The sequence below is a fragment of the Bdellovibrionota bacterium genome (assembly GCA_035292885.1).
In the GTDB taxonomy this organism is placed as follows: domain Bacteria; phylum Bdellovibrionota_G; class JALEGL01; order JALEGL01; family DATDPG01; genus DATDPG01.
The window spans coordinates 1-4,446 of sequence record DATDPG010000144.1 but is presented as its reverse complement, the minus strand read 5'-3'; the positions used below and the strand labels follow the sequence as shown (position 1 = coordinate 4,446).

Genomic DNA, 4,446 nt, shown 5'->3' with positions numbered 1-4,446 from the left:
CCGCACGCCACACCGCTTTCCCCGGCGGAACGCGACGCCGTGTTCGACCGCGTGCGGGAATTCTTGCGGGAAATTCGTTCGGGCCGCCCACCCCAATTCTTTAAGGAGGGCGAGCTATTCATCGAGGGCGAGGACGCGAATCATGAACTCGATCGAATGGAGGCCGCACTTCGAGACGATTCGCTTGAACGGCAATGGCGACAATTCAAGAACGTGTATGGCAGCGTACCGATCCTTCCACCCGATTGTTACGGATCGCTTCTCATCCAGGCGACCACCGGCTGCAGCTACCAGAAATGTTTGTTCTGCGCGCTGTATGAAAACCGGCCGTTTCAAATCCGGGACCCGAAAGATTTTGAAGCTCATGTTACGGACGCGCTGCGATTTCAGGGTCGCGCGCTGGCCCGCTGGAGGTCGATTTTTCTCGGTGACGCGAATGCCCTGGTCGTCCCGCAGGACAAATTAGTCGAGCTTCTTTCAATTCTTCAGACGACCCTTTCCAAGTTCGAAGACGGAGATCTGGCGGAGACCCTTTATGCGTTCACCGACGCCGGGCGCCCGATTCGGACCCTGGATGAATACAAAGGATTACACGAGCGGGGGTTGCGCCGCGTTTACATCGGCCTCGAAACCGGTTTTTGGCCGCTCCGCGAATGGCTCAAGAAATCGGGAAACGAGGCCACGCTGACCGAAAAAATTGATCGTTTGAAAAACGCCGGTATCGGCGTTGGTCTCATTATTATTGCGGGTGTCGGCGGCAAGACGCTGGCGGAGCAACACATCCGGGAGACCGTCAGCGTCATCCGTTCGTACCCGCTCGATGCGGGCGACATTATTTATGTTTCTCCTCTTCGAGAGCAGGCGACCACGGCATACCCCGAGTGGGTGCACGAAAAACAGATTCAGCCCTTGTCGGAGGACGAAGTGTGGAATCAGACGCGTATTCTGATGTCTCAGTTGGCACAGGGCTGGAAGACAAAACCGCCGAAAGTCGCTCCGTACGACATCAGTCGGTTTGTCTATTGACGGCGCTCTCAGCGAGCCCGATCCCTGTACGGTGTTGATTACACCGGGTCGATTTGGAGAAGAGGCGAGCTGTAACTTCCTCATCCGAATCGCCTCTCTTATTCAAGTTGCAACGGGTGTTTCGGTTGAGGCATGCACGCGGTTCCGACCTGAATTTTTCGCAAGATAGAGCGCGCGATCTGCCATACCGACTAGTTTCTCGGAGCCCGGGGACTCCCGACTCGGTTGGATGGATGCGACTCCCGCGCTTACGGTGACCCGCTCGGCGATCCGAGAGCCGGAGTGAGGGATATCGAGCCTCTCGACTGCCTCGCGGATTTGTTCCGCTATGGAGTTGGCGTCCTCCAGGTCCGTGTCCGGCAGGACAACCACAAATTCTTCTCCTCCGTACCGGGCCACGTAATCGCTTGGGCGTTTGATCGAACGCTGGATCGTCGCACAGAGGGCCTTGAGGCAGTCATCTCCCGCCTGATGCCCGTATAGGTCGTTGAAGGCCTTGAAAAAATCGACATCGAATAGGATCAATGACACCCGTCTCGAGTTTCGCGCAGCCATTTTCCAATCCAGCGAGAGCTGCTGCTCGAAATACCACCGGCTCTTGGCCTCCGTCAGTCCATCCATTTCGGATTGTTTTTTGAGTTTTCGATTGGCAAACTCGAGGCGCAGCGTTTTGTCTTGAATTTCCGAGGATAGGATTCCCTTTTCGACCACCGACGAAAGGAGGTTCGCGAGGTTCAAGAAGAGATCCACATGCGTTTTCTCGTACGTGAAGGGACGCAGGCTCGAGAAAAAGAGGAATCCCACGGGGCCTTTGTTCGTGATCAGCGGACATGTCAAATTGGAGCGGATGCCTGACGCCACGATTCTTTTCGTGGAATCCGACTCCGGGTGTTCGCGCAGGTAGGCCTCCAGATCGTTGATGATTCGGGGTGTTCCCGATCGCGCAATCGTTTCCAGACTAGATCCGCTGTATGGGGCGCTATACCCCGGGGTCAGACCCAGGCTCCCGGCCTTTGACCGCGCCCACTCCAGCCGCACTTCCGTTCCCCGTTTGATTAGAAGCGCGAAGCCGACTCGGTGAAATGGGATAATCGGATCGAACGAATCGAACACATGGTCCAGAATCTCTTCCATGCTCAACTTGCCGCTGATCTTGGCCGACAACTCCACCATACGCAGATAGCCGTTCATTTGGCGTTGCAGGGTGCGGCTCAATTCTACCAGCGCCTCGCCGAGCTTGCCGACGTCGTCCCTCTCGCCCGTGGGGATGTTCATCTCGTATGTTCCCTGCAGCATTGATTCCACGGCCTGGCGATATTTTTTCAGGCGCCGATCCGGCGCAATTCCTTCGCCGCTTCCCCCGGGTTCGGATGAGAGACACTGAACTACAAAACGCTCCAAGCGTTCCATGCATTCCGGTTCGCATTCGATGAAGTGCATTCCTACACCCAAAGGCCCGTTTAACTCCACGGACTTGGCGGTATGTATAATGACCGCCTGCGCCTCAAAGGCTCCAAATTCCGGCAGGTTGAATTGGACACGCACCCCGGCGTGAAGATCTAAACTGGCGGCGGTTCTAACGAAGACGCCGGTTCGGCTGATGTTGCCCCCCTGTCCGTGAACCACGGTTGGAGGCTCTCCCGACTCCAAAAGGAGGGGCTCATTAAAAATGACCCGCGGAGATACACGCGCCGAAATTTGAGTTCTTGACATAAATGCTAAAACGGGAACGGTATCTCTTGGTTTTAATAAACTCAAGCCTGCAAGACGAAGAGAAACCCTATCTGTGTCTACAAAGGGTGTGTGGCTTGGTCCAAGTTCACAATTTTTTAGGAAGGTTTTTTATTGATCCATCGGGGCGAAACCTGCGATAGGCTGACGGTCCGATCGCGGACGTTGAAATCGCCCGAAGGTATTGTAAATCACAGAATCTTGTGACGTCAGCCTCTTCGATTATTAGGTCGCTCGCTCAGCGAGCCCGACTCAATCGAGGCGTTTTTGGCCGCGATGACGCTACGGTCGACTCGCGATGCCGCATTGTCCATCGCGTCCGGTTCTGAATCGGTTTTTCCGATCCGCGGCCGATCAATTCCAAAAGATCGGAAATCGTGACGATCCCCACAAGGCCTTTGGCATCGGTGACGGGAAGGCAGCCGATCGATTGCCCGCGCATCAGATTCGCGGCCTGTCGAACCGTCATGAAAGGCGGCGCGCTGATGGCGGGTGTACTGATGAAATCCCCGACGGTACGGTTTTTTCGCAGGGTTTCTCCGTGGCCGCTTCCCAGGTCCCGTTCGGAGACGACGCCGACCACCTGCTTGCCGTGGATGACCACCAGATGATGTATTCGGTCCTGACGCATCCGTTGATACGCCGCTTCCGCAGATTCTTGCGGGAGAATTGTGTGCACGGTCGGATTCATGATGTCTTGGAGTCTCATGGAATTCCTCCTCCCTTAACGGTCCCGCACTTCCTATTTAGCGCCGTCCTCGCCGGCACAACACTGATCTCCCTCATGTTCTTCCCGTGGTCTAGTTTCTAAACTGTAACGACGCTTTTCTTATGTCGAACCACAGAAAATCCCCTTCGTATTTGGTCCGCCCCTCGACGGCGATCATCACGCGCGGGTTTGATCCGTGGCTTTCCCTCGGCTCGGCGCGTCCGGCCGTCTTTCGGTCGTCGACGTACGTTTTTGCAAGCCCTGAAGATGCTGAGCGCGCATTTGATATCGCGCTGGGGCGTGCGGAACCCAAAGAAGGAGAAAACGTTGGTCTCATTTACGGGAGGCTATCGCATCCGAACGCTGAAATTTTGGAGGATCAGATCGTCCCGTTGGAACCGGGGGCGACGGCGGCGGCCGTGTTCAACAGCGGGATGGCGGCGATTTCTACCAGTTTCTTCACCTTTTGTCTTCCGGGCAGTGCGTTTGTTTATACCGTGCCGGTGTACGGCGGGACACATCATTTCATTTATCAAATTCTCGTGCCGCTTGGGATTCACCCCGTCCCCGTGATGGCCGGCGATACCGCAGGGCTGACGCGTGCGGTGCGCGAGACGCCGCAGCTCAAAATGGTCTTGATTGAGACGCCGGCCAATCCGACTCTCCGGATGACGGATATCGGAGCGGTGGTTCAGGCCGCTTCTGCCCGGCCGGACAGGCCGTTGATCGCCGTCGATAACACGTTTCTCGGCCCGGCATTCCAGCATCCGCTGAAACTTGGAACGGATCTTGTGCTTTATTCCGCCACAAAATTTTTGGCCGGCTTCAGCGACATGCTGGGCGGCGTCGTTTTAGCCCGCGATCAAAAACTGGTCGATCAGGTTCGCGGAACCCGCGCTATTCTCGGAAACATTCTCCAGCCGGACGAATGCTGGCTGCTCGACAGCCGTCTCCCGACGGTGATTTTGCGAATGAACCGG

4 protein-coding genes are annotated in these 4,446 nt (G+C 56.1%); 2 read left to right on the top strand and 2 right to left on the bottom strand.

Annotation, left to right across the window (positions count from 1 at the left end; genetic code table 11):
- The coding region (locus tag VI895_10665; protein ID HLG20260.1) for a radical SAM protein at positions 1–1,026 on the top strand (1,026 nt) is incomplete at its 5' end.
- Positions 1,027–1,128: 102 nt separating this feature from the next.
- Here VI895_10665 and VI895_10660 read toward each other — a convergent pair.
- Both VI895_10660 and VI895_10655 read right to left on the bottom strand, forming a co-directional pair.
- A complete protein-coding gene (locus tag VI895_10660) occupies positions 1,129–2,739 on the bottom strand; it encodes a diguanylate cyclase (protein HLG20259.1) in 1,611 nt (536 codons plus the stop codon).
- Positions 2,740–2,995: 256 nt separating this feature from the next.
- Positions 2,996–3,466, bottom strand: coding sequence for a CBS domain-containing protein (locus tag VI895_10655; GenBank protein HLG20258.1), 471 nt, complete (start codon positions 3,464–3,466; stop codon positions 2,996–2,998).
- A 122-nt stretch (positions 3,467–3,588) separates the two neighbouring features.
- Between VI895_10655 and VI895_10650 the strand changes: the two genes are divergently transcribed.
- A partial coding sequence (locus tag VI895_10650; GenBank protein ID HLG20257.1) for an aminotransferase class I/II-fold pyridoxal phosphate-dependent enzyme occupies positions 3,589–4,446 on the top strand: 858 nt, incomplete at its 3' end.